General features: G+C 58.9%; 18 protein-coding genes. 12 read left to right on the forward strand and 6 right to left on the reverse strand.

Translation table 11 applies throughout. The annotated features are described in order from the left end of the window. Nucleotides 1-20: 20 nt before the first annotated feature. From MLE19_RS05530 to MLE19_RS05550, 5 genes are read left to right on the forward strand one after another with little or no spacing between them, the layout of a single operon-like run. Nucleotides 21-566, forward strand: coding sequence for a TRAP transporter small permease (locus MLE19_RS05530; protein WP_240717073.1), 546 nt, complete (start codon nt 21-23; stop codon nt 564-566). Next, nucleotides 563-1837 carry a TRAP transporter large permease gene (locus tag MLE19_RS05535; protein ID WP_240717074.1) on the forward strand — a complete coding sequence of 425 codons (1275 nt, stop codon included), beginning with the start codon at nt 563-565 and terminating at the stop codon, nt 1835-1837. The genes MLE19_RS05530 and MLE19_RS05535 overlap by 4 nt, the downstream gene beginning before the upstream one ends. Nucleotides 1838-1858: 21 nt before the next feature. After that, the gene (locus MLE19_RS05540; protein WP_240717075.1) at nt 1859-2890 is read left to right on the forward strand and encodes a histone deacetylase family protein; all 1032 of its coding nucleotides are present in this window, start codon (nt 1859-1861) and stop codon (nt 2888-2890) included. Further along, complete coding sequence (locus MLE19_RS05545) at nt 2887-3993, forward strand: class II histone deacetylase (RefSeq protein WP_240717076.1); 1107 nt, start codon at nt 2887-2889, stop codon at nt 3991-3993. Before MLE19_RS05540 ends, MLE19_RS05545 begins: the two co-directional genes overlap by 4 nt. Next, nucleotides 3990-4943: a branched-chain amino acid transaminase gene (locus MLE19_RS05550; protein ID WP_240717077.1), complete on the forward strand. Its 954-nt coding sequence runs from the start codon at nt 3990-3992 to the stop codon at nt 4941-4943. The genes MLE19_RS05545 and MLE19_RS05550 overlap by 4 nt, the downstream gene beginning before the upstream one ends. 232 nt (nt 4944-5175) lie before the next feature. Here MLE19_RS05550 and MLE19_RS05555 read toward each other — a convergent pair whose 3' ends face one another. The 6 genes from MLE19_RS05555 to MLE19_RS05580 form a co-directional block, all read right to left on the reverse strand. Beyond that, nucleotides 5176-6285, reverse strand: coding sequence for a pyridoxal phosphate-dependent aminotransferase (locus MLE19_RS05555; protein ID WP_240717078.1), 1110 nt, complete (start codon nt 6283-6285; stop codon nt 5176-5178). 38 nt (nt 6286-6323) lie between these two features. Then, nucleotides 6324-7715, reverse strand: coding sequence for an FAD-binding oxidoreductase (locus MLE19_RS05560; RefSeq protein ID WP_240717079.1), 1392 nt, complete (start codon nt 7713-7715; stop codon nt 6324-6326). Nucleotides 7716-7779: 64 nt separating this feature from the next. After that, nucleotides 7780-9411 carry an ABC transporter ATP-binding protein gene (locus MLE19_RS05565; protein ID WP_240717080.1) on the reverse strand — a complete coding sequence of 544 codons (1632 nt, stop codon included), beginning with the start codon at nt 9409-9411 and terminating at the stop codon, nt 7780-7782. A 27-nt stretch (nt 9412-9438) separates the two neighbouring features. Then, nucleotides 9439-10272, reverse strand: a complete 834-nt coding sequence (locus MLE19_RS05570; RefSeq protein WP_008959734.1) for an ABC transporter permease — start codon at nt 10270-10272, stop codon at nt 9439-9441. Further along, nucleotides 10269-11249, reverse strand: a complete 981-nt coding sequence (locus MLE19_RS05575) for an ABC transporter permease (RefSeq protein ID WP_240717081.1) — start codon at nt 11247-11249, stop codon at nt 10269-10271. The genes MLE19_RS05570 and MLE19_RS05575 overlap by 4 nt, the downstream gene beginning before the upstream one ends. Nucleotides 11250-11325: 76 nt before the next feature. Then, the gene (locus tag MLE19_RS05580) at nt 11326-12882 is read right to left on the reverse strand and encodes an ABC transporter substrate-binding protein (protein ID WP_240717082.1); all 1557 of its coding nucleotides are present in this window, start codon (nt 12880-12882) and stop codon (nt 11326-11328) included. Nucleotides 12883-13097: 215 nt separating this feature from the next. Between MLE19_RS05580 and MLE19_RS05585 the strand changes: the two genes are divergently transcribed. From MLE19_RS05585 to MLE19_RS05615, 7 genes are all read left to right on the forward strand, one after another. Next, nucleotides 13098-13796, forward strand: a complete 699-nt coding sequence (locus tag MLE19_RS05585; protein WP_240717083.1) for a GntR family transcriptional regulator — start codon at nt 13098-13100, stop codon at nt 13794-13796. A gap of 20 nt (nt 13797-13816) precedes the next feature. Beyond that, the gene (locus tag MLE19_RS05590; RefSeq protein ID WP_240717199.1) at nt 13817-14839 is read left to right on the forward strand and encodes a histone deacetylase family protein; all 1023 of its coding nucleotides are present in this window, start codon (nt 13817-13819) and stop codon (nt 14837-14839) included. 89 nt (nt 14840-14928) lie between these two features. Continuing rightward, a complete protein-coding gene (locus MLE19_RS05595) occupies nt 14929-16587 on the forward strand; it encodes an RNA-binding domain-containing protein (protein ID WP_240717084.1) in 1659 nt (552 codons plus the stop codon). Between the two features lie 312 nt (nt 16588-16899). Beyond that, on the forward strand, nt 16900-20565 hold the full coding sequence (locus MLE19_RS05600; RefSeq protein ID WP_240717085.1) for an ATP-binding protein: 3666 nt from the start codon (nt 16900-16902) through the stop codon (nt 20563-20565). After that, a complete protein-coding gene (locus MLE19_RS05605; protein WP_240717086.1) occupies nt 20562-21197 on the forward strand; it encodes a condensin complex protein MksE in 636 nt (211 codons plus the stop codon). The genes MLE19_RS05600 and MLE19_RS05605 overlap by 4 nt, the downstream gene beginning before the upstream one ends. Then, the gene (locus MLE19_RS05610; RefSeq protein WP_240717087.1) at nt 21194-22435 is read left to right on the forward strand and encodes a hypothetical protein; all 1242 of its coding nucleotides are present in this window, start codon (nt 21194-21196) and stop codon (nt 22433-22435) included. The genes MLE19_RS05605 and MLE19_RS05610 overlap by 4 nt, the downstream gene beginning before the upstream one ends. Then, nucleotides 22432-23301: a DUF7281 domain-containing protein gene (locus MLE19_RS05615; RefSeq protein ID WP_240717088.1), complete on the forward strand. Its 870-nt coding sequence runs from the start codon at nt 22432-22434 to the stop codon at nt 23299-23301. The genes MLE19_RS05610 and MLE19_RS05615 overlap by 4 nt, the downstream gene beginning before the upstream one ends. Nucleotides 23302-23311 lie beyond the last annotated feature (10 nt).

The following is a 23311-nucleotide window of genomic DNA, read 5'->3' on the forward strand; positions in this document are numbered from 1 at the left end:
CCCCGGCGTGAGGAAAAACCATGGGCGTTCTAACTCCTTTGCGCCGCGTGAGCGACCTCGTCAATCAGGTGGCCATCGTGGTGTGTGTGGGCTGTATTCTGGCGATGCTGGGCATCTCGTTCACTGCGTTTCTCTACAAGCTGATCACCGGCAGTACGCTAAGCTGGACCTATTCGCTGGCGCGGCTGTTTCTGCCCTGGATCGGCTTTCTCTCCATGACGATTTCACTGCGCTACGGCGAACACGTCGCCATGACCCTGCTGGTTCGCAGCTTGCCCCGCGTGATGGTGCAGGTGGCTGCCGGACTCTGTTTGGCGGTGATTGGCCTGTTTGCGCTGATGCTGACGTGGTACGGCTGGGGCTATTTCACCAGCGCCACCCAGGTCTATATGGTCTCCGACCAAATCCGCATTCCCAGCAAGTTCACCGCCATTGTCATACCCATTAGCGGTTTGATTATGTTGCTGCACCTGGTGCATGGCTTTGCGCTGCTGGAGCACTTCATCGATGAGCAGGAGGTGATTGGCGAACTCATCGACACCACTGATGGGGAGCACCGCTCATGACTCCTGCGATTATTGCATTTGTCGTGCTGCTGTTTATCGGTGCACCGGTGGCGGTGGTGATGGCAATGTCGGGGCTGGCAGGCGGCTTTGCGTTAGGTGGCGAGCGCATGCTGGGGATTATCGCTGACCGCATGTTCTCCGGCGTTTCGGGCTTTCTGTTGATCGCCGTGCCCTACTTTATTTTCACCGCTGAGCTGATGAATCAGGGCGGGCTGACCCATAAGCTGATTGCGTTCAACAATGCGCTGTTTGGCCGGGTGCGCGGGTCACTCTCCCACGTGAATATCTCAGTCTCGGTGTTCTTTGCGGGTCTTACTGGCGCGGCGGTCACCGATACCGTCGCCATCGGCAAAATCATGATTCCCGAGATGAAAAAGCAGGGCTACGATGCCGAATACGCCGCTGCGGTTACCGCCTGTTCTTCTATCATCGGGCCGATTATTCCGCCCAGCGTGGTGATGGTGGTTTACGCCACGCTGCTGCGAGATATCTCGGTGATTGACCTATTCGCGGGTGGCATCATTCCCGGCCTGTTGATGGCGTTGGCGCTGCTGGGCGTTAGCTTCTTCCTCGCCTGGAAGCGCAACTACCCGAAACAGGCGCCAACACCCTTTAAGGCAGCCATCATTGCGCTGTTGGTTGCGCTACCTGCGATGGTAGTGCCGCTGATTATCCTCGGTGGGATTCTCTCGGGGCTAACCACGATTACCGAAGCGTCAGGCTTTGCGGCGGTTTACGCCATTGTGATTGGCGTGGTCTTCTACCGTAATCTTACCTGGCGCAAGATCTGGGATGCGCTGGTGACCACGGTGCGCTTCTCCGGGGTAGTGTTTTTTCTGCTGGCCACCTCGGCGGTACTGGGCTGGTTCGTTACTCGCTCGGGCATCGCCAGGGATGCGGCCAGCATGATCACCACCTTTAGCGATGTGGCCTTTGTGCAACTGATGCTGGTGTGTCTGCTACTCTTGGTGATTGGCACGGTGATGGACGTGCTGCCTGCCCTGGTGGTCATTGCGCCGGTGCTGGTGCCAGCGATGATTCAACTCGGTTTTGACCCGCTGCACTTCGCCATTTTGATGATCGTGGTGCTGAATATTTCCAATGTGACGCCGCCGGTGGGGATGACGCTGATGACCGCCGCGCGGATAGCCGAGGTGCCCTACGAACGGGCAATTGTGGCATCGCTGCCGTTTTACGTGTCGTTTTTAGTGGTGATTGTGTTACTGGCGGCGTTCCCTGCGCTCTCCACCTGGATTCCGTCACTGCTGTAATTTAGCTAAGGACTGCGACCCATGAAGTGTTTTTATCACCCTGACCAGGCGTTGCATGCGCCGCCGACCTTCTTGCTGCGCGGCCAGCCTGTGCCATCGCCGGAAGGCCCGGTGCGCGCGGAGCTGCTTACCCAAGGGCTTGCCCGTTCAGGGCTGACGCTGACCGCACCGAACGATGCCGACTCGCCGAGGCTGCGTAAGCGCCTGGAACAGATTCATACGCCGCGCTACCTAACGTTCCTGGACACTATTTACGCCCGCTGGCAGGCGTTGCCCAATGCGGCCGAATTTGTCGCGCCCAATATCCACCCCTGTGGCGGTGGCCACCACTACCCGCGCCACCCGATTGGGCAAGCAGGCTGGCATCTGCACGATATGGCCTGCCCGCTGAGTGCTACCAGTTTTCAAGGCGCGCTGGCCTCGGCGGCAACGGCGGAAGCGGCCGCAGAAGAAGTGCTTAATGGCGCCCCAACGGCCTACGCGCTGTGCCGCCCGCCGGGTCACCATGCCGGGCCGGAACGCGCCGGCGGTTTTTGCCTGCTGAACAATTCCGCACTGGCAGCCACCGTGCTGCGTGAACGCTACGGTAAAGTCGCGATCATCGATGTGGATTTGCATCACGGCAACGGCACCCAGGATATTTTTTATTATCGTAGCGATGTTTGGACAGGCTCATTGCATGCTGACCCTAGCGACTTTTATCCGTTTTTCTGGGGCGGTGCAGAGGAAGAGGGCAGCGATGAAGGCGTTGGAACCAATGTCAATCTGCCCCTGCCGGTGGGCAGTGATGGCGACGTTTATCTCGATGCCCTGGCGATCCTGATTGATCACCTGCAACGTTATGAGCCGGGTGCCGTGGTGGTAGCGCTAGGGCTAGACGCTCACAAGGATGACCCGCTAGCGGGATTGAGTGTGGAAACCGAGGCGTTCATTGAGGTAGGCAAACGCCTGGCGGCGCTCTCGCTGCCCATGGTGATTGTCCAAGAAGGCGGTTACCCCACTGAACACCTAAGCGCCAACCTGACCGCCTTTATGCAGGGTTTTACGGCATGAGCAGAACCGGTTTTTACTGGCACGAACGCTGCTTTTGGCATGATCAGGGTGCGATAGGGGTATTTTCCGCGCCCGGTGAATTCCTGCAGCCTCAAGCTGCATCAGAAAGCCCGGAAAGCAAACGGCGGCTGAAAAATATCCTAGAAGCGAGTGGGCTGATTGACGAACTCCACGTACTGAAGCCACCCGCCGCAACGCTTGATGATCTGCTGCGCTTTCATACCCCGCGCTATTTAGATGAACTGCAGGCGGGGGATAAAGCGCGTGGCGGCAATGGTGGCGACTGCGCGCCTTATATGCCCGGCAGTTGGGCAGCGGCCACGCAGTCCACTGGGTTGGCCGTCGCCGCAGTGGAAGCCGTGGCGCTGGGCGAGGTAAGCAATGCTTATGCCCTATGCCGCCCGCCGGGGCACCATGCTGAAGCTGATCAGGGTCGCGGGTTCTGCCTGCTGGGCAATATCCCCGTGGCGGTGATGCGCGCCCGTGCCTTGGGGCAGGTTAACCGTGTGGCGATACTCGATTGGGATGTTCACCACGGCAACGGCCAGCAGGCGGCGTTTTATACCGAGTCTGAAGTCTTTACCGTCTCGATGCATCAAGCGGCCAACTACCCGCTGGAAACCGGCAGCTTTGAAGAGCAGGGCGAAGGTGCAGGCCTGGGCGCCAATCTCAACCTGCCGCTACCGCCCGGCTGCGGCCTGGGCGCCTACGCGTACGCCATGGAAAAACTGGTGTTGCCCGCGCTTGAGGCGTTCAAACCTGACCTGATCGTGGTGGCCTGCGGTTACGATGCCTGCGCCAAAGATCAATTAGGCAAGATGTTGCTCAACAGCCAGGCCTTCGCCACCATGACCGCTCAGCTAAAAGCTCTGGCCGAGCGCTGCTGCGAGGGCAAGCTGGTGTTCGTGCATGAAGGCGGTTATTCCGAGGGCTATGTGCCACTCTGCGGCCACGCAGTGATCCAGACGCTGGCAGGTAGTCAGATTGCCGTGCCCGACCCGCAAAACGATGAAATTGCCGCCTGGGGCTATCAGGCCCTGCAACCGCACCAGCAGTCGTTGATAGACGACTGGTGCCAACAGTGGGAGCAACGCAAACAATGACACCGCTTTATGACCGCGATGGCTGGATTTGGCACGATGGTGAATGGCTGGAGTGGCGTGAGGCCAAGGTGCATGTCTTCACCCATACTTTACACTACGGCATGGGCTGTTTTGAGGGCGTACGCGCTTACGCTGGCCCTGATGGCACGCATCTATTTCGTGCTGCTGAACATACCCGTCGCTTGGCAGAAAGCGCCCATTCGCTCGATATGCCACTGCCGTTTAGCGAAGCACAGCTGATCGATGCCCAGCGCCAGTGCCTGACCAAAAACGGCCTGAGCAATGCCTACCTAAAGCCCACGGTGTTTTTCGGCGCGGAAGGTATGGGGCTGCGTGCGCAAGGATTAACCACCCATGTCATGGTGGCCGCTTGGGATTTGGGCCCCTATATTTCGCCCCAGGCCGCCACCCATGGTTTGCGCGTGCTAACCTCTTCCTGGGCGCGCCACCACGTCAATATCAGCCTCTGCCGGGCGAAAACCAACGGCCACTACGTCAACTCGATACTGGCACTGAATACGGCGATCAAGGCTGGGTTCGATGAAACCATCATGCTCGACCCAGAAGGCTATGTGGCCGAGGCCTCGGCGGCTAACGTCTTTTTGCTCCGTGATGGCGTGCTGCACACCCCGGAAGTAACCTCCTGCCTGCAAGGCATCACCCGGGATAGCGTGATTCAGCTGGCGCAAAAAGTGCTGGGTATTGAAGTGCGTGAGCGGCGGATTACCCGTGATGAGCTCTATACCGCCGATGAGGCGTTCTTAACCGGCACCGCCGCCGAAATACTCCCGCTTCGCGAGTTGGATGGCCGCCGAATTGGCGGTCGCGCGGGCGCACCACCCGTCAACGAACCCATCAGCCCCGACAGCGTGACGGCGCAACTGCAGGGCTTATATCGCCAGGCGGTGCGCGGCGAGCTGGATGACTTCAGGCATTGGTTAACGCCTTAGATCCATTGGGGTTGGCAGTAAGAACTATGCAACCCCTGTCACCTGCTGCGAGGGCAGGTTGAAGCGAGGGTCTTTTTCCAGGGCCGGAAAATGTTCCCAACCATTCCGGCATTCCCGCCATCCATGGCGGTCAGATGACAAAAGTAGCGCCCAGGGATGGGTTCACAGCGCCCTCGCGGAAACCTGTCCTCGATGCACCTTGCCATCCGCTTGCCCAACTTTGCTAACTGAATCAGGTGTGCTCTTTAATAGCCTGTTCAAGCGCCGCCAATCTTCCCGGCTCCAGCGCTGCTTGTACTGCCGTAATGCGTATCACATTGGCAAGCTCTGGGTGTGTCAGGCGAGTGACTAATACGCCTTCGGCGAGCAGTTGCTGGTGTACCTCGGCGGCGAGTTCGGCGCTGGGCAGGCGAATGCCGATGAAATTGGTGGCGCTGGGCAGTACATCGGCACCGAGTGCGCGAAAGTGCTCAGCCAACTGCTCACGGCGGGCTTTTACATCAGCGACATGTTGGTGAACCTCGTCAGGGTGATCAAGCACTACTTCGGCGGCGGCCAGGGTCAGTGACGACACCGCGTAGTGAATACGCACCTTCATCATCATAGCCAGCACCTCGGGGTCGGCGATGGCGTAGCCAATGCGCAGACCCGCCAGGCCATGAGCCTTGGAAAGCGTGCGAAGGCGAATCACTCCCGGTATGGCTTTGGCAGCAAACTCGCTGCCCGCGTCATCACGAAAATCTCCATAGGCTTCATCCAGCAGTAGCCAGCAGGTGTCAGGCAACGCCTCGCGCAGCTTGAGAATGGCGCTGTCGCTATGTAAGTGGCCGCTGGGGTTATCCGGGTTGGCCAGATAGACCAGCCGCGCGTTTTCCTGATGCGCCGCTGCGATAAGGGCTTCCAAATCGGGGGCTAGCACGCCCGGCGCTTCATAGTAGCTGGGCTCAATCAGGCGGCAGCCCTGGCCTTTGGCGAAATAGCCCAAGGTGGGGTAGGTGCCTGCGGTGCTCACCACGGTGTCGCCCGGTTCGCAGGTGGTGCGAAGGGCCAGGGCAATCAAACTATCGGCACCGGCATCTACCAGCATCGTTTCCAGTGGAATACCTTGCTGAGCACTTAAGCGCTGGCGCACGCCCAGAGCTTCGGCATCGCCGTAACAGTAAACGTGTTCGGCCAGGGCATCGCCAAAGTGTTCACGCAGGGCGCGGTGGGGCATATCCAGGCCTTCGTTAGAGCCCAGCCGATGGGGGATCACCTTGCCAATGCGGCGCTCTAATACTTTGATACCTGGAAAGGGGTTATGCGGGCCTTCGCCAGTTAAGTGCTCGGGATAACGGGGCATAGAAAGTCCTAAAACAGTAAACAGTGTTAATGATTAACTTAAAACGTTTCTTGAAGTACTTTACCGCGATTCAACAGATTGAGCGGATCTAGCGCTTGCTTGAGGGTATGCATCAGCTCGATCTCGGCGCTTGAGCGACAGGTGCTCAGCCAGGGGCGCTTCTCCAGGCCGATGCCGTGTTCGGCGGAAACCGAGCCGCCAAGTGCCGCCAGCGGCTGATAGACCATGGCTTCTACTTCACGGCGCACCTCGACCTTGGCGCTCCCCACGCTAACGGAAATATGCAGATTGCCATCGCCCAGGTGGCCAAACACTACCAAGCGCGCCTCGGGCCAACGCTGGGTTAACTGCGCTTCCAAGGCATCGGTGTAGCGCTGCATATCGGCAATCGGCAGGCTGACATCGAAGGTAAGTACCGGCGCCATGCCCTTGACCAACCCCTCGATATCCTCACGAATCGCCCATAGCCCATCGCGCTGGGTAGTCGACTGCGCAATCACCGCATCGACGATCAGCTCGTTCTCTAACGCGCTTTCTAACGCCTCGCTGAATTGGGTGGCGTTGCGCTCGGCGTCGCTGCCCAGGGAATCAATGATCACATAAAACGGGTGCTCGGTGGCAATCGGCGGGGTGTGGCGGCCCAGGGTTTCAGTGAGCAGCCGGTAGTGGTTTTGCCACATCACCTCAAAAGCGCCGAGGCTCCCGCCCAGTAATTTGCCCATATGGCTGAGCAGACCAGTGAGCGCCTCAAATGAAGGGCAGGCCACCATCGCCGTTTGCTCGCTGGGAGTGGGTGGCTGTAGCCGCAGCACAGCCCGAGTCACAATGCCCAGAGTGCCTTCGCTGCCGATAAACAGCTGCTTTAAATCGAAACCGGCGTTATTTTTCAGCATGCGGTTCATGGAACTGACCACCCGGCCATCGGCCATCACTGCTTCCAGGCCGAGCACCTGCTGGCGCATCATGCCGTAGCGAATGACCCGGACACCCCCGGCGTTGGTGGCGATATTGCCGCCAATGGTGCAGCTGCCCCGGGCGCCCAGATCCAGCGGAAATTGCAGCCCGACCTCTTTAGCGGCTTCCTGAACCCGTTGCAGTGGTGCCCCGGCCTGAACATTAAGCGTACCGCCTACCTGGTCTATCTCTTCAATCGCGGTCATCCGCTCTAGCGATATCACCAGCTCATCTGGGCTCGCCTCAGCGCCGTGTACCAAGCCTGTTAGGCCACCGTGGGTCACCACCGGCTGCTGCACCTGATGGCAAGCGCGCATCACCGCGGCGACTTGTTCGGTATCCGCCGGGCGTACAATAGCGCCTGCCTGGCAGGGCGCGCCGGTCATCCAATCGACACTGCGGCTAATAACATCGTCGCCCGTTAATACGTGGGTCGGGCCGACAATGGCGCGCAGAGCCTCCAGGGTTATGTGCATGTGTGTTCCTTAGCGTGTCTTGTCCATTCGGTAAACTAGCTTTTGAAAAACCTGCTTTGCAAACTTATGCGGTTGCCGCCACGGGCGCTTCGCGGCCGGGAATTGCCTTGAGCAGGTCTTGGGTATACGCCTCACGTGGGGCGAGGAAAATCTGCTCGGCGCTGCCTTGCTCGACGATGCGGCCGTGCTGCATCACCACGATGCGGTCGCAAATTTGCGCGGCGACGCGCAGGTCGTGGGTGATAAATAGCAGCGACAGGGAGAGCCGCTGTTTCAACTCTTCCAGCAGCTCTAAGACCTGGGCTTGAATCGACACATCCAAGGCTGATACGGCCTCATCCGCCACAATCAGCTCGGGGTTGAGCGCCAGCGCCCGGGCAATGCCAATACGCTGACGCTGGCCACCGGAAAATTCGTGGGGGAAGCGCTCCACGGCGCTGGCGCCCAAGCCCACCATGTCGAGCAGTTCGCCGGCCTGTTTAAGCGCCGCGGCTTTGGGTGTGCCGTTGGCAATAGGCCCCTGAGCAATCGCCATACCCACTTTGGTGCGTGGGTTGAGCGAGGCGTAAGGGTCTTGGAATATCATCTGCACCCGGTGGCGTTCCCGGCGTAGCGCATCGCCTTTGAGCTGCGAAAGATTCACGCCATCCAGCAGCAGCTCGCCGCTGTCCGGGTGCTCCAAACGCACCACACAGCGCCCGAGGGTGGACTTGCCGGAACCGGATTCGCCTACGATGCCCACCGTTTCACCCCGCGCCAAGGTGAGCGATACATCCTCAAGGGCGCGCACTTCGCGGGAAGGTTTAAGGAACCCGCCTCGGGAGCGAAAGACCTTATTGAGCTGCTTGATCTCCAGCAGCGGGGCGACTTGGCTGGTTTCACGGTGGGGCGGCACCGCATTGCTGGGAATCGCGGCAATCAGCGCTTGGGTATAGGCGTCTTGAGGATTCTCAAGCACCGACTTGGCGTCACCCAGCTCGACGATCTTGCCGTGACGCATGACGCAAACTCGATTGGCAATTTCGGCCACCACGCCAAAGTCGTGGGTGATAAACATCACCGACATGCCGCGCCGCTGCTGAAGGTCGCGAATCAGCTCCAGAATCTGAGCTTGCGTGGTGACATCCAGCGCAGTGGTGGGCTCGTCGGCAATCAGTAGAATGGGCTCCAGTGCGAGTGCCATGGCAATCATCACCCGCTGGCGCTGGCCGCCGGAAAGCTCAAACGGGTAGGCGCGAATGGCTTTCTCCGGCTGGGGAATACCCACTTCGATCAACAGCTCCAGCGCGCGGGCTTGGCGTTCTTTGGGGGTGAACTGGCCGTGGGCCTCGAACACTTCAGCAATTTGCGCGCCTACCCGCATCAGTGGGTTAAGGGCGGTCATTGGCTCCTGGAAGATCATGCCGATTTTTAGCCCACGCAGGGCGCGGTGCTGCTTTTCCGTTAAGGTGAGAAGATCCTGCCCCTCGAACAGTATCTCGCCATGGGTGGCGTTCACGCCCTTGGGCAGCAGCCCCATCACAGCGTTGGCGGCCATCGATTTACCGGAGCCGGACTCGCCCACCACGCACATGATCTCCCCGCGCATTACATCGTAGCTAACATCCTCCACCGCCAGGGCGCGATCCGCTCCTTTGGGGAGCGAAATGTTGAGGTCGCGAATGCTAAGCACGGTTTCTGTTGATGCTTCATTCATAACAGGTACTCCAGCCATAACAAACGCCTAGCGCTCGCGGGACAGTTTGGGATTCAAGGCGTCATCTAACCCTTCGCCGACGAGATTTAAAGCCAGTACAGTGAGCAGAATCGCCACTCCCGGGAAGAAACTCAGCCACCACGCCTGACGAATCACCGTTCGCGCCGCGCCGATCATATAGCCCCAGGACATCACGTTAGGGTCGCCCAAGCCGAGAAACGACAGCGCCGACTCCAGCAAAATCGCGGTGGCCACCATTAACGATGCCAGCACGATAATCGGCGACAGCGTATTGGGCAGAATCTGACGCAGAATAATCGTGGTGTTGGACTGGCCCACCAAACGCGCCGCTTCCACGTATTCTCGGTTGCGCAGCGACATAAACTCGGCGCGCACTAAACGGGCCACCGGCGGCCAGCTGACAATCGCAATCGCCAGCACAATTGAGGTGATGCTCGGCTGCATAATCGCCACCAGCACTATCGCCAGCGCGAAGTTGGGGATGGTCTGGAAAAACTCGGTAAAGCGCATCAGTACATCGTCAATGATGCCGCCGTAGTAGCCTGCAATAGCACCCAAGGGAACGCCAATCAGCAGCGCCACGCTGGTGGATACCAGCCCAATCAACAGCGACACCCATGCGCCGTGCATTAAGCCTGAGGCCACGTTGCGGCCCATGGTGTCGGTGCCCAGGGGAAAGCCATCTTGCGAAAGCGGCGGCAAAAAGGGCCGCTGAACCATGCGCCAGGGGGATTCAGGAAACAGCAGCGGCGCCAGTATCGCCATGGCGATAATCAGCAGCAGGATGATCAGCCCCACCAGGGCGCCACGGTTTTGCGCGAAGCGTGCGAAAAAGCTCATGCGGCCCCCTTCTTGATACGTGGATCAGCCAAGCTGTAGACCAGATCAGTGATGATATTGAAGACGATGACCAAGGCCGCCGAGAAGAAGAAAATACCCAGCAGCAGGTTGTAGTCGCGCTGTTGCAACGCTTCGAACATCAGCCGCCCGATGCCGGGCCAGGCAAACACGGTTTCGGTCAGGATCGCCCCGCCGACCATCTGCCCCGCCTGCAGGCCTGCTAACGTGATGATTGGCAGCAGGGCGTTACGCAACACATGACGGCGCTGGATAATGCTGGGCTTCAAGCCCTTGGCGCGGGCGGTTTTGACGTAATCCTGCTGAGCGGCATCCAACATCGACGTGCGCGTCATGCGGGTGTAAATCGCCATAAAGAACAGCGCTAATGTCGTCGCCGGGAGCACTAGGTGCTTGGCGACATCGAGCACCAGCGCAAACCCCGTATGGCCTGCCCCCACGGTGTAAAGCCCGTAGGCGGGCAGCCAGCCGAGGTAGACGGAGAATACCACCACCGACATCAGTGCGACCCAGAACAGCGGCGTGGCGTAGAACACCAGCGCCAGCGCCATGATGATCGAGCCGGAAGGCTTCTTAACCCGTGACGCGGCCATGGAACCCGCCACGATGCCCAATACCAGCGAAAGCACAAAAGCGGTGCCGGTGAGCAGTAGGGTGGCGGGTAAACGATCCATAATCAGATCAAATACTGGGACGCCCAATCGGTAGGAGTACCCGAAATCGAGCATGGCGATACCCGACACGTAGCGCCACAGCTGCACATACATCGGCTGATCGAGCCCAAAGCGCTCGCGCAGTTGGTTAAGAAACTCCTGGTCGGCGGCACCCGCTTCGCCAGCCAGAATCGCGGCCGGGTCACCGGGGGCCAGCTGAATCAGCAAGAAGTTAAAAATAACGATTAAAAACAGCACAATCACGGCTTTAAACAGCCGCATCAGAATGAGGCGCGCGTAAACCATAAGTCGTTTCCTGGCTAATACCTTCAAGACATAGCTAAAAAACCCAGGTAGCTCTCGCTACCTGGGTGGCTTGGATTTAGCGATCTAGCCAAGCATCTTTAAAGCCGTCGTTAACACCTACGCCGGAAGTAACCAGGTTCTGCACATCACAGCGGTACAGCGTCGGGAAGCCCAGCTCCATCAGCCAGCCAACGGGCACGTCTTCGTGCAGGATTTCCTGAACTTCACTGTAAAGTGCTTCGCGCTCTTCGTCGGGAAAAGCCGTGGCGGCCTCATTGAACAGCTCGTCGACACGCTCGTTTTCGTAGCCTTCCACGTTATTCCAGGGCGAGCCCTTGGCAATATTGTCGGAAAGGTAGGTGCGTGAAATGCCCAGTGCTGGGTCGCCATACTGGTAAAGATAGGTAAAGGCCAGGTCGTAATCCCAGTCGCCCAGGCGCTGGTTCCAGCCGCCCACATCGGTGGCTTGGGTTTCAACGTTAATGCCTACTTCGCGCAGGTTCTGCTGCACGGCTTCGGCCCAACGGGTCCAGGTTTCGCCGTAGGGCAGCGGCAGGATCGTGATCTCTTCACCGTCGTAGCCCATTTCATCCAGCAGCTCACGGGCGCGGTCTGGATTGTAGTCGTAGGGTTCCAGGTCATCATTCTGGAAGCGTGCATTGGAGCCAAAGGCGGAGAGCGGCACATTGCCCAGGCCGTTCCACAGAACATCTTTGGCGAACTCGCGATCCATGGCGTACATCACCGCCTGGCGGAAGCGCTTATCAGCGGTGGGGCCTTCGCGGTTGTTCATCCACAGCATGGCAAAGGGGCTGAAGTACTCATGGCCCTCTTCGGTCATACAGACGTTATCCATCTCGGCCAGGCGGGGAATATCGAAGTTCTCGACGGTACCGCTGGGCAGCACATCGATGGTCTCGTTCTCGAAGGCTACCGCACGGGAGGCGCCATCGGGAATGATGTGCCAGTTCACGCCATCCAGGTAGGGCAAGCCCTCTTCGTAATACTCTTCGTTCTTGACCAGTTCGATCACCGTGCCGCGCTCCCAATTGGAGAACTTGAACGGGCCAGTGCCGATGGGGTGGTCGTTGTGCTCGTTATTGCGGAAGTCGGTACCTGCGTAGAGGTGCTCAGGCACCATAGTAAAGGTACCCGCCTCGAAGGAGATCAGGAACGGGCCGAAAGGCTGCTTCAGGGTAAATACCACGGTGTGGTCGTCGGTGGCTTCGATGCTCTCTACATGCTGCAGCACGGCGCGGGCACTGGGGTTCAACTCACGGTGGAAGACATCGGCGGAGAATACGACGTCATCGGCGGTAAAGGCTTCGCCGTCGTGCCAGGTAACGCCTTCACGCAAATGGAAGGTGTAGGTGCGGCCATCGTCGCTGACCTCCCACGACTCCGCCAGCTGTGGCATGGGTTCAAGGTCGGTGGAGTAACGCAACAGGCCTTCGTAGATATTGCCCGAGACGGTACGTGTGGGCGCGTTCTGAACCATGCCCAGCACCAGGCCAGGCGGCTCCGGCTGGATAATGGTGTTAACCACACCGCCCTCTTTAGGGTCATCGGCCAGTGCGGCGGAGGTAAAAGCGAGTGCTGCAGCGGAAATAGCCAAAGCTAAAGGTTTTTTCATGTTTCCTGCTCCTCGGTTATTAGCACGTAATGAGGTTACGTAGTCGTTTGGCGAGCGAGGCGTGACGTGTCAGGCCCGATTGTGATGTTTATTGGGGACCTGTTTTGACCATAGCAGCAGTTGGTAAAACTGTCGACAGTCGGCAATCGTTCGTCGACAAGCAGCTTTTTTTCGTCATACTTAAGGAAACGCGTCATACCCCACGAGTGAACTTTATGGCCTTACCAACGGCGGCTCCCAGGCCCTTCATCCATCAGCAGAACCTGGTCGAGCAGGTGGCTGACTATTTGACCCAAGCGATTATTCAGCAACACTTTTTACCCGGCGAACGGCTCTCGGAAGTACAGCTTTCCCGTGACTTGGGTGTCAGCCGTGCGCCGGTTCGCGAGGCCGCTCGTTTGTTAGAAAGCCGTGGCTTATTGATCTCGAAACCTCGGCGGGGCTTCTTTGTACGCGCGTTGAATGCCGTTGAACTCGAAGATGTGTTTGATTTGCGGCTATGCCTTGAGCGTCATGCGATTCAGCGCTTAACGGAGCGCTATACGCCGGAAGCTCAGCGCGCGCTCAAGCAGCAGGTTGAGGTGCTCTGTGAGGCCGCAGCCGGTAACGATGGCACCCGCCGGATTGAAGAGGATCTGCAGTTTCACCGCCTCATGCTGCACTACGCCGGCAACGAGCGACTGTTGCGCGCCTTTGACGACCTGGCACATGAACTGCGCCTCTGCATCACCCTGATTACCAAAACTCATGAAGCCCCCGACACCATCGCCACCAGCCACTTTAAGCTGCTCGACGCGCTGGATAGCGGCAGCCCAGCCGCCTGCCGTGAGGCGATTGACTACCACATAGGCGTTGCTCGCAAATTCGTGGTGAAGGGTGTGGGCGAAACCGGAGATAGTTCTGATGAAGGATAGTTCTGATGAATATAGTGCCGATGAAGACCTTCTTCCACGCTGATCAATGTCTGCATCGGCCGCAAACCTACTTCTCCCGTGGGAAAATGCGTACGCCCCAGGAAGTGCCTGAGCGCGCCACACAACTGCTGGTAGCGGCCAAGCGGCTGAACTTCGATGTTCAAACACCTGGCGATTATGGCGTGGCCCCATTGAGAGCGGTGCATTCACTGCCCTATCTGCGCTTTCTCGAAAGCGCCCATCGTCGCTGGCATGCCCTTGGGGAAGATTGGGGAGAAGAGGTTATCTCCAATATTTTTGTGCGTTCGCCCAATGCCCTGCGCGGCATATTGGCGGAAGCCGCCCGCTACCTGGCAGATGGCAGCGCGCCGGTGGGGCAGCATACTTGGCAGTCTGCCTACTGGTCAGCGCAAAGCGCAGTCGCCGGTGCGGAGGCCTTGTTAGCCGGTGATCGGTTTGCCTATGCGTTATCGCGCCCGCCGGGCCATCACGCGGGTATCGATTCCGCAGGAGGCTTCTGCTTTCTCAACAATGCCGCCATTGCCGCGCAGCACCTTACCTCGCGCTACCCGCGCATCGTCGTGCTCGACCCCGACATGCATCACGGGCAGGGGATTCAGGAGATTTTCTATCATCGCGACGATGTGCTGTATATCTCGATCCATGGCGATACCACCAACTTTTATCCAGCGGTAACCGGCTTTGAAGACGAGCGCGGGCTGGGCGCCGGGCTGGGCTATAACCTCAACCTGCCAATGCCCCATGGATCAGAAGAGGCGGTGTTTTTTGACCGCCTGGAACAAGCTTGCCAGGCCATCCGCCTGTTCGAGCCTGACGCCATCGTGCTGGCGCTGGGGTTCGATATCTACGAACTCGACCCCCAAGCCAAGGTCGCCGTTTCTACAGCGGGGTTTGGTGAACTGGGCCGCAAGGTGGCGAGCCTGAATGTACCCACGCTGGTGGTGCAGGAGGGCGGCTACTACCTCGAAGGGCTGGAAGCCAACGCGGTGAGTTTCTTTGAGGGGCTGCTGGGTAAGGCGTAATCAGTAAGACAAGCCATCAAGGTGTCTGGCAAACTAGCCGCTTTCAGCGATCAGCAAAACGATCCGATTAGTAAACGAAAGGACACGGCATGGATCAACCAGCCTTGAATACGCTGCTTGAGGGCTTAATCCACACCTGGGAAAACGAGGTAGTGGAATTCAAGCAGGCTGATAACGATTACCCTACCAACAAGATTGGTGAGTACTTCTCGGCCCTCAGCAATGAAGCCAATCTGCGTGGGCTGGAGCGTGCCTGGCTGGTATTTGGCGTTAGCAATAAAACTCGTGGTGTAGTGGGAACCAGCTACCGCGAAGACTCTGAGCGCTTGCATAGTCTGAAACAACAAGTGGCACAAACCACCGAGCCCAGCGTCACCTTCCGCAATATCCATGAGTTGCAGCATACAGGCGGTAGGGTTTTGCTATTTGAGATACCGGCAGCACCCCGCGGCATTCCCATAGCATGGAAGGGGCACTATCACGCCCGTGCGGGTGAAAGCCTGGGGTCCCTGGGACTGGATAAACAAGATGAGATTCGTCAACAAACTCTGGCACAGGACTGGAGTGCGCAGCTAGTTCCAGCTGCCAGCTTAGCCGACCTGGACGAGGCTGCGCTGCACAAGGCCCGTGATGCCTTTGCCCAGAAATACGCCAATCGCTTTAGTGGCGAAGAGGTTATGGGCTGGCCTTTGTCCACATTCCTTGATCGGGCACGCATTACCCAGAACGGCAAAATTACGCGAACTGCGCTGTTGCTACTGGGCAAGGCTGAATCGGCTTGGCATCTCTCGCCTTATCCAGCCCAGATGACCTGGAAGTTGGAGGGTATAGAGCGTGCCTACCAGCACTTTGCTCCTCCTTTTCTGCTAACCACTTCGCAATTGTATCAGCGCATTCGTAACATCCAGTTACGCCTGCTCCCACAGGATGAGCTGTTGCCTGTTGAAGTATCGAAGTATGACCAGAAGATTGTGCTGGAGGCTCTGCACAACTGCATCGCTCATCAGGATTACATGCGCAATGGACGGGTCGTGTTAATTGAACAGCCGGATCGGCTGGTGTTTGAAAATGAGGGAAGCTTCTACGAGGGTGTGCCCGGTGACTATCTGGAAGGCAATCGAATACCCCGGCGCTACCGCAACCCCTTTCTAGCCCAAGCCATGGCCGAGCTGAACATGATCGATACTATGGGCTACGGCATTCATGACATGTTTGCCCGCCAAGCCCGTCGTTATCTCCCCATGCCCGATTATGATCTTGGTGAATCGGGTGCGGTTAGGTTGACTATCTATGGTGGTGTCGTCAATCCAGCCTACAGTCGGCTTCTGATCCAGCAAACTGACCTGCCACTTGCGGATGTGTTGGCATTAGACCGAGTTCAGAAGCAGTTACCGATTCCCGACGAGGCGGTAACTCGCCTAAAGCGCGCTGGCCTAATAGAGGGGCGAAAGCCGCGTTTTTATGTCTCGGCCAGTGTGGCCAAGGCGACTGCAAGCAAAGCGGATTATATCCGCACACGCGCGCAGGATGATGAGTTTTACGCCAAGCTGGTCATCGATTATTTGTATCAGTTTGGCCAAGCCAATCGCGCAGAAATCGACAAGTTGCTAATCGACAAGCTCAGTGATGCGCTCACTCTTGAACAAAAGCAGCGCAAAATCGGCAACCTTTTGACCAAGCTGAGGCGGCGGAAGCGCATTCTTAATACGGGTTCGAGAGGTAAGCCAGAATGGAAGCTTGCAGAATGAAAACAGTAGAAAATAAATTTATATTATCTAAAAATCAGCTATTTATGTCTTTCTGCAAAAAACGAAAGTACGCGAAATGCAGAAAGAATGCAGAAAGAAAATGCCATGGCACTGGAATTTAAAACTAAGTTTTAAATTCGGGCCAACGGATAAACACAAACGAAATGATCAGGTCATCCAGCGACGCCAGAAGATGCCGCTTTGGTCTGTGTCTGGCAAACTAGCCACTTTCAGCGATCAGCAAACCGCTCCGGCTCGTTATTGAAATAGCCATTTAGATAGCCATTGAAATAGTCATCGAAAGGACACGGCATGGCCCACCTGCTACGCATCGTGATGATTCACGGCCACCTGGAAGGGGTGGTGGAACTGAGTGTGGATGGCCACACCAATATTTGCGGCACCAACGCCTCCGGTAAAACCACGCTGCAGCGGCTGGTGCCGGTGTTTTACGGCGAGCTACCCAATAAGGTCGTGCCCAAAACGCGCATGAAGTTTGATGCGTTTTACCTGCCCAACCGCAACAGCTATCTTGTGTACGAATACCGCCGCGAAGCGGGCAACATTTGCCAGGCAGTGCTCACGCGTAAACAAGAAGGCGGGGTGGAATACCGTTTTGTCGGCGCGCCTTACCAGCCGGAAGATTATCTGGTGGAGAGCGACGCGGGCGTGGCGGCGCTGGACTACACCCAGTGGGCCAGCGGCCTGCGGCGCAACGGTACGCCGGTGTCGCCCAAGCTGGGTGCCACCTCTGAATTCCGCTCGGTCATCCAAAACGATTTTACCCAGCTGCATGGTAACAGCCGCGACGGTCTCAAACTGCGCCAGATCGCGGCGCAGTTCAGTCTGGTGAAGCCCGAACGGCGTATCCGACATATTGAAAAGTTGGTCTCCGCGGTGCATGCCAAAGAGGGCAAGATGGACACCCTCAAAACCATGCTGGCGGCGATTTTCGAAGAGGATGGCGTCGAGCTGCCGGTGACCCGGATTCGCAACACCAAGGCGCGGGAGTGGATTGCCCAGATGCGCCAATCCATGCGCCTGGAACCGCTGCAGGCATCCCTGGCCCGGCTCGCCGGTATCGACCGCGAACTCGCCGACCTAGATGCCACGCTGTGGCAACTGAAGCCCCAGCTAGAAGAGGACCGCCAGAAAGCAGAGCGCCAGATGGCCGATGTGGATGCTGAGCTGGCCCGCCATCACCGCGAGTTCCAGCAGCGGGAGAGCGACTATAGTGAGGCGCGGGATAAGCTAAACGACCGCCACAGCGAAGTGGTCAGCGATTTGCAGCAGACACAGCGCCGCCTGAATGATCTACAAACCCAGTACGAGCAATACGCCGAGGCGGACATGCCTGCCCTGGAGCGCGACATCAACGCGCTGCCCCAGTGGCGGGAACAGCGTGACCAGCTGCGCACCCACCTAAACGTGATGCAGGACGCGGTAAAAGAGAGCCAGGCGCGCCTGGATGGTCGGCTGCGCGAATTGTCTGAGGCGCTGGCCCGCCAGACCCGTGAATCCCAGGAACTGATCGACGCCCTGGTCGAAGAGAAAGCCCTGCGCCGTGAACAGCAGTGGGAATCCGAACAGCAGCTCAACGAGCGCTACCAGCAGGAGCGCCAACGCCTGGAAGGCGAGTATCAGGCGCAGCTGGAACTCGGCGTTGAACAGCTAGCCGAACTAAAAGCGCAGCTCTCGCTCTCGACCCAGACCGCCGAAGAGGCTTCCGAGGCGGAGCTTGCCCAGGCGCGCTTGGATCAGGCCCAGCAGGAGCGCAACGCATCCGCCGCTACGCTGGATGGCCTGCGCCGGGAGTTTGAAAGCCGCAAGCGCGAGCGCGACAGTGCCGAACAGCAGCTGGTGCAGCTTCGTCAGCAGTTGGAGCGCGCCGAGCAGCGCTGCTTTGCGCTCTATCAGCAGCGCGACCCGGAGCAGGGCAGCCTGCGCCACTTCCTGCGCTACCACCGCCCCGGCTGGGAGCAGCAGTTAGGCAAGGTAATTGCCCCGGAGCTGCTGGAGCGGCGTGACCTCGCCCCGCAGCTGGCAGAAGGCGCGAGCGATGACCTATTCGGGCTAGCGGTGGATCTTTCCGCCATTGCCCTGCCGGATTACGCCCAGGACGAAGCCAGCCTGCTGGCCGCCATCGAAGAAGCCGATAGCGCCAAACGCCGGGTGCAAACGGAGAGCCAAGCCGCTGAGAAATCGCTCAAACAGCATAACGAGCGGGTGCAGCAGGCCGATGAAGCCCAGGATCAGGGCCGCATGGCCCACAAGCGCGCCGAGCAGGAAGTCGAGTTTGCGCTAGAGGCCCGCCGCCAGCAGCACGAGCGCCACACCAAGCGCCAGCAGGAGCGCCGCACTGCTCATCAAACCGCGCTAGCCAGCCAGGAGCAGGCGCAAAAGGAGCTGCGTGAAGAGAAGCAGCAGGCGCTCGCCGCCCTCAGCGAGACCCATCAAAGCCAACTGCTGGAGCTAAAAGCCGACGGCCAGAGCCAGGTAGATAGCCTGGATGCCCAACTGCGCCAGTATAAGCAGCAGTTGAGCGAAGCCAATGCCGAACACCAGCGCCAGCGCGCGGAATTGGAAGAGGCCTTTAGCCAGGAACTGGCCGACCAGGGCGTCGACCCCGCCAAGCTAAAAGATACCAAGGCGCGGCTGGCCAGCCAGGAGGAACGCATTCGCGTCACCGCCGCCCGACAGGATGAACTCACCGAATACACCCGCTTTATGCGCGTTGAGTGGGGGCAGCACAAGCCGCAGCTGGTCGCGCAAGAAGCCGAGCTGGAGCAGGCGGAGCAAAAGCAGCAGCGCGATAAAGAACACCTGAAAAACGACTTTCAGGCCGCGCGCAAAACCCACCAAAGCACGGTCAGCACGCTGAAAACCCAGCGGGAGAACGAATACGCCGCCCTGGAAGCCTTGAAACCGCTGCTCACCCAGCTGGAAAGCCTTGCCATTGAACCCGACGGCCAAGCGCCCGGTGCGCCCCTGGGCGATGTGGACGAGCGCATCGAGCGCGCCCGCCAAGCGCTGGGCAATCGCCACCAGCTTATCGAGCAATTACGCCGTGGCTGCCTAGAAGTGGAAAGCCAACTAATCAAGGACGCCAGCAGCGGCTTCGCCGAAGCGCTGGAGAGCGAGCGCAGCAAGCTGCAGAGCGATAACCCGCGCCTACAGCTGCCGCTACTGCGCGACATGCTTAAACTGCTCGAAGACCAACAGCAGCAGTTGATTCAGGAAGGCCGCAACCTGAGCGACGACCTGGATAAGTTCTTCACCGTGTTCCGCGACTTGAACCGACGCATCAGCGCCCAGAGCCGCCGGCTTTCTGAAGAGGTTGCCGATGACCTGCGCCTGGAAGGCATCACCAAGGCCGAAGTGCGCATCCAGTCCACCATTGATGAACTCGGCTTCTGGGAGCCGCTGAAGCTGTTCGCCCAGCGCTACAAGGAGTGGCGCGAATCCGGCCAGACGCTGCCCAGTGACGACTACCTCAATGCCCTAGCGGACGTGGTCGATTTGCTGCGCAGCGACCAGCAGTACAGCTTCGAAAGCCTGCTGCGCCTGGAGCTGCACCTGAACGAAGGCGGCACCGATCTGGTAATCAAAAACGACCGCCAGCTGCTGGAGTCCTCCAGCCACGGCATGGCGTATTTGATTCTGTGCAAGTTCCTGCTCGCCTTTACCCGCCTGCTGCGCGGCGATGCGGAAATCGCCATCCACTGGCCGATTGATGAGATCGGCACCCTGGCGTACCACAATGTCGAAAAACTGTTCGACGCCTGCGACAGCAACCGCATTCATATCGTCGGCGCGTTTCCCAACCCCGAGTCCGATGTGCTGCTACTGTTCGCCAACCGCTACCTGATCGATCGCGATGAGGCCAACCCCAACAAGCGAGTGTTAAAACGCATCGAACCACGGCTAAGCCGCCTGGCCGAACGGCTCCATGAACGTCAGCAGGAGGTGACGGTATGATCGAACATGGCCCACTGCTAGAGCGCCTGCTGGCCGGTGAGTTTGTCTGCCCGATCAGCGATGAAAGCGGCTATCGTCATCTCACCAATGAAGAGACCCGGGAAGAGATCGATACCTACCTGCGGCCGCTTAACCGGCGGCTGGCCAGCAATGAGGATGGCAGCGTCTATTTTCTGGCCTGGCGTCAGCTCAATGACAACGCCCGGGATCAGTTGTCCCGCCAGCTTGGCGATACGCTCAATAGCCTGCTGCCGCTGCTGGAGTGGCTGCAATTGGTGCAAGAGGCGCTGGGTCGCGATACCCTGGCTGCCCCCGGCGATGTGCTCAAACCCGCCGAATTCAGCGCCAAGTGCGAAGACAACCAAAGCCTACGCGAACGCCTGGAGCGCCTGGCCACCGACAGCTTTTTTGGCTCGCAAAGTGACCAGCTCGACGCCCAGGTAAAGCAGGTCTTTAAACGCTTAAAAGAGCACGGCTACCTGCTTCAGCCGCATTCAGAGCGGCAGGTATTCGTCGTCACCGGCAAGATCGACTACCTGGTGGATCTGGTGCGCTTTATCCGCGATGAAGAGAACCTGCCCATCGAATCCGGTAGCGAGGAGGGCTCTGGCGCTCAGGAGGCCCTTCTGTGAGTGGCGGTGAGCATGCACTCGAAAGCCGTCTGCTGAAAACCGGCAGCGAACGGCTGGCGCTACTCGGCAAGCACGCCGATGTACTGATGCAGGCCTACACCCGCGATGAAGTGCCGCTGGAATCGCTCAGCGATAGTGCGCTGCGCAAGCTGCTGGCGGCGCGCATCCTATGGCGGCCGGATGAGCAGAGCGGCGTGAAGCTGGCGCCCAAGGTACGCGAACTGATCGCCGAGATGCTCGCCGACGAGACCCGCCGCCATGTGAACGCCGACGTAGCGGAAACCCTGGAGCTGATTCGTGCCCTGGTACACAGCTACCGGGAGGCGCGCAGCCGCGGCGAACACTGGCGGCTGGAGCAGCAGCTGATGCGTCTGCGCCAGGAGGTCGACGACCTGAACGGGCGCTTCGCCGATGCCATCGATAGCTTATGGCAGAGGCTGAATAGCGATTTCGGTTTCGTCAGCCAGCTCAACGACAAAATCCGCGAAAACGACCGCGCCCAGAAGCAGATCGCGCGGCTGCTGGATGGCCTGGCGTTGATCGACTTCGACGAGTTGATCGAGCTGGTGGGCAGCGACGGCGGCCTGCGCAAGCTGTTAATCAGCCAGCTACAGCAGCAGCTAAGCCACCACTACACCGGCCTGCGCGAAGTACAGCGGCGCTTGATCGAATTGATGGCGCGCTTTCGCAAGCAGCAGGCGCGCAGCCGCTTGATCAGCGGTATGGTCGCCTTTATGCGCGAACACCCCGGCTTTGTACCCGGCAACTACGCCCGGCGCAGCGAAGTGCCAGGGCTGGTCAATCAAGCCGCACCGCTAAGCGCCGCCGCCGCCCCGGCGCTGGATCGCAACCTGGATAGCCGGTTGCTCGCCGAACTGCTGCACCAACTCCCCCAGCCGCGCCACACCACGCAAACGGTTGAAGCCGCGGCCCCGGCCCAAGCGCAAGAGAGCAGCCTCGCCGCTGCCCGCCAGCAGGCGCTCAAGCAGGATGTGGAACACTTCTATTTAAGCGTGATCGACCAGCCCCAGGCGGAGCCGGTCAGTGCCCTTGAGTACCTACACGAAAGCCCGTTGGAATGGCCGGATGAAATCTGGCTCTTCCAGGTGATTTCCGAATACCAAGGCCTACCGCGTAGCGATCAGAAAGCGTTCAGGCTCAAACAGCAAGAGAGCCAGGCCAGCCAATTCAATCACCTGCGCCTGATCCACGATGTAGAACTGCAGCTGGCCGTATGAACCTACCCAGCCGCGCACGCAATGGCCTTAACGGCGTCGCCCGCGAACTTCTCCGCCAGCCCGCGGTGGAGAAGCCGCGCCGCCAGTGGGTAGACGACGTAGTGGCCTGGTGTCACCAACACGACATTGACCTGGCCACGCGAATCAACAGTAAAGCGCTGTGCTTTGATGTGGCCTTGCTGGCGCAGATCAATGACGTACTCGAAAGCGCCCGCCTAGCACCGCTAGGCCGCTCACTCAGCGGCCTAACCAGCAGCGCCCAAGCGAAAGAGGGCGTAGAAGAAGACAAGGCAACCCGCGAAAGCCCCCGTGCACGGCGGGTTCTCGTCAGCTTTCCGCCGCAGCCAATAGCAGGGCTTGCCACCGAGCCACGTGCCATTCGCGATGTGGATGTACTCGGCCTAAAGCTGAGTGCCTTTAGCGCCCTGATTCAGGTCGAAAACCTCGACAGTTTCTATGAGTTTTCGCCGGAACTCCCAGCGCTAAGCGGCTACGCAAACCCGCTAGTCGTCTACCGCGGCGACAGCCACTACGGCGGCGGCTTTGCATTACTCGCCGAGGCTTGGCACAAAACCCGCCGAACACATATCTACGCCGGTGATTTCGACGTAAAAGGCGTCACGCTAGCCCTCGACAGCAACGCCACTCACTTGCTCTTGCCCGCCTTTGAATGGCTTGCTCAAAATGCCACGCCGCTGCATGTGCCTGCTGAGCAGTTCTCCTACCAGCGTAGGCTGCGCAAGCACCTTGCTGCGCTGCCATCAGCCCACCCATTGTGTGAGTACCTGACGCTGCTGTTGGAAAAGCAGCGGGGGCTTAAGCAGCAGTGGTTTGGTGGGGAGGTGGTGTGTGTGGGGTTGGGTTAAATTTAGATGT

This window comes from Vreelandella neptunia, assembly GCF_022489065.1.
In the GTDB taxonomy this organism is placed as follows: domain Bacteria; phylum Pseudomonadota; class Gammaproteobacteria; order Pseudomonadales; family Halomonadaceae; genus Vreelandella; species Vreelandella neptunia_A.

Coding starts and splice junctions, on each gene's coding strand:
- MLE19_RS05530 (WP_240717073.1), top strand. CDS start 21: ATGGGCGTTCTAACTCCTTTGCGCCGCGTGAGCGACCTCGTCAATCAG.
- MLE19_RS05535 (WP_240717074.1), top strand. CDS start 563: ATGACTCCTGCGATTATTGCATTTGTCGTGCTGCTGTTTATCGGTGCA.
- MLE19_RS05540 (WP_240717075.1), top strand. CDS start 1,859: ATGAAGTGTTTTTATCACCCTGACCAGGCGTTGCATGCGCCGCCGACC.
- MLE19_RS05545 (WP_240717076.1), top strand. CDS start 2,887: ATGAGCAGAACCGGTTTTTACTGGCACGAACGCTGCTTTTGGCATGAT.
- MLE19_RS05550 (WP_240717077.1), top strand. CDS start 3,990: ATGACACCGCTTTATGACCGCGATGGCTGGATTTGGCACGATGGTGAA.
- MLE19_RS05555 (WP_240717078.1), bottom strand. CDS start 6,285: ATGCCCCGTTATCCCGAGCACTTAACTGGCGAAGGCCCGCATAACCCC.
- MLE19_RS05560 (WP_240717079.1), bottom strand. CDS start 7,715: ATGCACATAACCCTGGAGGCTCTGCGCGCCATTGTCGGCCCGACCCAC.
- MLE19_RS05565 (WP_240717080.1), bottom strand. CDS start 9,411: ATGAATGAAGCATCAACAGAAACCGTGCTTAGCATTCGCGACCTCAAC.
- MLE19_RS05570 (WP_008959734.1), bottom strand. CDS start 10,272: ATGAGCTTTTTCGCACGCTTCGCGCAAAACCGTGGCGCCCTGGTGGGG.
- MLE19_RS05575 (WP_240717081.1), bottom strand. CDS start 11,249: ATGGTTTACGCGCGCCTCATTCTGATGCGGCTGTTTAAAGCCGTGATT.
- MLE19_RS05580 (WP_240717082.1), bottom strand. CDS start 12,882: ATGAAAAAACCTTTAGCTTTGGCTATTTCCGCTGCAGCACTCGCTTTT.
- MLE19_RS05585 (WP_240717083.1), top strand. CDS start 13,098: ATGGCCTTACCAACGGCGGCTCCCAGGCCCTTCATCCATCAGCAGAAC.
- MLE19_RS05590 (WP_240717199.1), top strand. CDS start 13,817: ATGAAGACCTTCTTCCACGCTGATCAATGTCTGCATCGGCCGCAAACC.
- MLE19_RS05595 (WP_240717084.1), top strand. CDS start 14,929: ATGGATCAACCAGCCTTGAATACGCTGCTTGAGGGCTTAATCCACACC.
- MLE19_RS05600 (WP_240717085.1), top strand. CDS start 16,900: ATGGCCCACCTGCTACGCATCGTGATGATTCACGGCCACCTGGAAGGG.
- MLE19_RS05605 (WP_240717086.1), top strand. CDS start 20,562: ATGATCGAACATGGCCCACTGCTAGAGCGCCTGCTGGCCGGTGAGTTT.
- MLE19_RS05615 (WP_240717088.1), top strand. CDS start 22,432: ATGAACCTACCCAGCCGCGCACGCAATGGCCTTAACGGCGTCGCCCGC.